At 46.9% G+C, this 3,856-nt stretch carries 5 protein-coding genes; 2 read left to right on the top strand and 3 right to left on the bottom strand.

Annotated features, from left to right (window positions below; translation table 11 throughout):
- Together ABY436_RS19495 and ABY436_RS19500 are read left to right on the top strand one after the other, a co-directional pair.
- Window positions 1-394: GFA family protein (locus ABY436_RS19495; RefSeq protein ID WP_372740591.1), on the top strand; the 394-nt coding region annotated here is incomplete at its 5' end.
- Between the two features lie 24 nt (window positions 395-418).
- On the top strand, window positions 419-1,354 hold the full coding sequence (locus tag ABY436_RS19500) for a carbon-nitrogen hydrolase family protein (protein WP_372740592.1): 936 nt from the start codon (window positions 419-421) through the stop codon (window positions 1,352-1,354).
- Window positions 1,355-1,443: 89 nt separating this feature from the next.
- On the opposite strand, the gene ABY436_RS19505 is transcribed toward ABY436_RS19500, so the two are convergent.
- From ABY436_RS19505 to ABY436_RS19515, 3 genes are all read right to left on the bottom strand, one after another.
- A complete protein-coding gene (locus tag ABY436_RS19505) occupies window positions 1,444-1,569 on the bottom strand; it encodes a hypothetical protein (RefSeq protein WP_372740595.1) in 126 nt (41 codons plus the stop codon).
- A gap of 759 nt (window positions 1,570-2,328) precedes the next feature.
- Complete coding sequence (locus ABY436_RS19510; protein ID WP_372740593.1) at window positions 2,329-3,357, bottom strand: PEP-CTERM sorting domain-containing protein; 1,029 nt, start codon at window positions 3,355-3,357, stop codon at window positions 2,329-2,331.
- A 234-nt stretch (window positions 3,358-3,591) separates the two neighbouring features.
- Window positions 3,592-3,856: hypothetical protein (locus ABY436_RS19515; protein WP_372740594.1), on the bottom strand; the 265-nt coding region annotated here is incomplete at its 5' end.

Genomic DNA, 3,856 nt, shown 5'->3' on the forward strand with positions numbered 1-3,856 from the left:
TGCAGTGCAATTCACGGTAACTGGTAAACCCGCCATGCAAGGCTATTGTCATTGTGAGTCATGCAGAACATGGGCAGCAGCCCCTGCCAACGCATTCACATTATGGGATCCAAAAAGCGTTAGCGTGACACAAGGCTCAGACAATATAGCGACCTTCAATAAAACAGCCAACAGTGAGCGCTGTTGGTGCAAAGTCTGCGGAGGCCACCTTTTTTCCAGGCATCCAAGCATGGAATTAACCGATGTGTATGCGGCCGTAATCCCGGATTTCCCTTTCGAACCAGACATACATGTGCACTACCAAGAAGCGACGCTGCATATTTATGATGGCTTACCCAAAATGAAGGACCTACCTGAAGAAGCTGGAGGCTCTGGTGAGCTCATAGCCGAGTAACAACCTTACAAAAGGAGTTTTATCATGACTACCTTAGCGATTATTCAAAAAGCACCGGTATTTCTCAATAAAGAAAAAACCATAGCAAGCGCGGCAAGTTTTGTTAAAGAGGCCGCTGCGGCGGGTGCTCAGCTTGTTATCTTTACGGAAGCCTTTATTCCCGGCTACCCTGCCTGGATCTGGCGCTTAAGACCAGGGGGTGACTTTGGCTTATCGGCAGAGATACACTCGCGTCTGTTACACAATGCCGTCAACCTTGAAAGCGATGATTTAAATCCACTCTATGAGGCCGCCGCACAATGTGAAGTTACGATCGTCTGTGGCATGGATGAAAGGGAAAGCCAACTCAGCCGGGCGACACTTTACAATACCGTTGTTATTATCGGACCTGACGGTACATTATTAAACCGGCATCGAAAGCTGATGCCTACTAATCCAGAACGCATGGTGTGGGGGTTTGGCGATGCCACCGGCCTGAAAGTCATTGATGCACCCTGCGGCCGTATCGGCACACTCCTGTGCTGGGAAAACTTTATGCCTTTGGCCAGGTATGCGCTTTACTCACAAGGTGTTGAAATCTATATCGCGCCAACCTATGACAGTGGTGACGGCTGGATAGGCAGCTTGCAGCATATTGCGCGTGAGGGATGCTGCTGGGTCGTCGGTAGCGGCAATATTTTAAAGGCCAGCGATATCCCGGACGATTTCCCAGAGAAAACAACACTCTATCCGGATAACGATGAGTGGGTTAATCCGGGTGACTCTGTTGTGATTGCGCCCGGTGGAGAAATTGTTGCCGGTCCGATGAGAAAAGAGGTAGGCGTTTTATATTGCGATATTGATTGCGAACGCGTTGCCGCCTCTAAACGTGCATTTGATGTGGCCGGTCATTATTCACGGCCTGACATTTTCACTTTGCACGTCAATACTAAAAAACAAACACCGATCCATTTTGATTAAGCCTAAGGAGTATAAAAAAAGCGTAGCACGTCGGAGCCCTTATTCAGGGCTCGACCATCACGCCTCTGATAAAGCATTGCCAACCGTTATTAGCAATGCGCTGTCGACCCGATATCACAAACATGGTTGGTTGCATGACAGCAGGCACATCGAATTCTAATCGAGTTTGCTGAACGCCAGGCTCTGTAGCTAACGCCCCTTTTTTGATGGTGAATTGATTACCGTCATTATCGATCACCAGGGTGTCTGAAGACATGGATTTTATCGGTAACAGAGGCAGGTCCAAACGCGTTTCTATAGGCATCTCTATTAACGTATTAGTACCAGCGCTTAAAAGTGTTACGTAAGCCGGCTCACCCGCTTTCAGCCAAAGGTTTGATTGTTCAATCCAGGTATTATCGGATGTTGAACAGGTTCCATTAGGGCCTTTGAAGCTAGAAAAGACGGAAGCGGGTTCTTCTTGCAGCACGCCTACCTGAGGCACATCTTCTTCCGGCTGTTTTTCTTCTATTAGCCCTGCCCGTTGAATTTTGAATAATCCCAGTCGAAGGCCATTGGCGAGTGTAAATTCAAGTAATTGCTGACCTTCTAAACCACTGACACTATGGCATTGCGCCGAACCTGCTTGCAACGGCCACCGCATTAAAAGGTCTGCCGGCAGCTGTCTCGCGGGCCATCGGGATACCCGCACGGTTTTATTTTTATCAGATCGATTGGTTAAACAGAGAGTCGGGCTATTACCCTGCCAAAACTCTTGCACAAAGATGCCGTGTTTAGTGTTAAGGCCGATTGGGATTTTACTAGCGAGCACTTGCGGAGAAGAAGCAAAAATCAGAGAGGATAACATAGGAAAGATAATAGATGGATGCAATCCAGAAGAGTGTCGCATGTGTAATCTCCAGAAGATTGGCTCGTCCTGATGGACGAGCCCAAGATATGCTTAATATGTATTTTAAGCTATCAAAAAGAGATTATTAAGCGACTTTACTATTCTGACGCTTTAAACCGAACAACCCCAATAAAGCACCGAGCATCAGGTAGATTGTTCCTGGCTCTGGAACCGTATTATTAGCCTGAACGCCAAAATTGGTATAGCCAATATCGCGCATCATACCTACTTCCAATGCACTGATAGTACGCACACCCAGACCATCAATAGTTTGAGCTTCCATCATATAAGTACTGACATTACCCGGGTTTGTATAACAATTATCATCCAGATGTGAACCTGAACTACCGCTTTCCCATATTGTTGGGGAGTAAATCTGAACGGCGCTACCACCATTGGCAGCAACCGCATTCGCACCATTGAACTGTAAACCAGCGCCACAGCCCGACGTGCCGTCTCCATCGCCAGATAGTCTCGCTAAATCCCAAGTACCTGCTAGAAGTGAATTATCGGCAGGATTGATAATCGATGTACCATCAAAGCTTGTTAAAAACTCATCAAATGGCGCCCATGCGCCAGCATCACCGGGGGTTGTGCCATATCCGTCGTTACCCGTTTCGGTGATCTCAGAAGCAAAGCCGATTGCATGCAATAACTCATGAACGGCCGTTGAAAAGAAATCAAACTCGCCTGCTTGAAAATCGCTACCCAGCTCCCAGTCGAAATCGGTGAAATTCCATGTCACAGTACCATCAGCGACTCCAACTCCTGGGTCTGCTGCATCCCCGCCCAATATTTTGGTCATAACATCGCCACGCTGGGTAAATCCTGCGGAGTACGTTGCGTTCGTAAAATTAGTGCCTGCTGCTGCTAAAGTACCGCCCCCGGAAGTCGACCCATCCACATCCATGTAAATGGTAGCGGTATAGCTGGTCAAAAAACTACTGACATAATCCCCGGCTGTCTGCAATGCGCCCTGACGAGCGGCGCCCTCTGTTACATCATTAAAGCCTGTATTGACATCGGTAAAGTTAAAGTCCCACATAACGGCAGCTTGCGCAGGTGCTGCAGCAATCACTGAACCTATGACTGCGGCAAGAGCTAATTTTTTCATATCCAGATCCTTTAAATATTCATTATTCGTGTAGACCGAAAGCGAAGCGCAGGCCTCCCAATAAAGTTACCAGCCCCCTACACTTGCAACATCAATCTTTTCGCATACAGTTTTCATCTCAAGCAAAACTTGCACCAAAAATAAATACTATATTAAAATCATATATATAGAATAATATTAGTATTTGATAATAAATAAATGTGTAAATAAAACGGACGTTTGTTTTAATTAATTTTAGTCTTCTACCTTCATGCGCGTGTAATACGGCTCGAACAATGCGGCAGCAGCTTTGGTATGGAAGGGATGCTCTTTATAAAGTGTAAATACACTCTGTTCGACTTCGGCTTGATGTCGGCTTAAGCGCATAATTTCACGATGCGCTGGGTGCTGGCTGCTGTTGCGCACCAGCATTCGCTGCTGAGGATAAAGAGAGAACGATTCAGCCAGCTTGATAATAGCGTCTGATTCTGCCAAAGGCAGCAGTATCCAGACTACCCCA

It is taken from the genome of Neptunomonas sp. (genome assembly GCF_041601355.1).
In the GTDB taxonomy this organism is placed as follows: Bacteria; Pseudomonadota; Gammaproteobacteria; order Pseudomonadales; family Balneatricaceae; genus Neptunomonas.

Bases quoted from the DNA above. Each gene is read 5' to 3' on its own strand.
- ABY436_RS19500 (WP_372740592.1), top strand. From the start codon at position 419: ATGACTACCTTAGCGATTATTCAAAAAGCACCGGTATTTCTCAATAAA.
- ABY436_RS19510 (WP_372740593.1), bottom strand. From the start codon at position 3,357: ATGAAAAAATTAGCTCTTGCCGCAGTCATAGGTTCAGTGATTGCTGCA.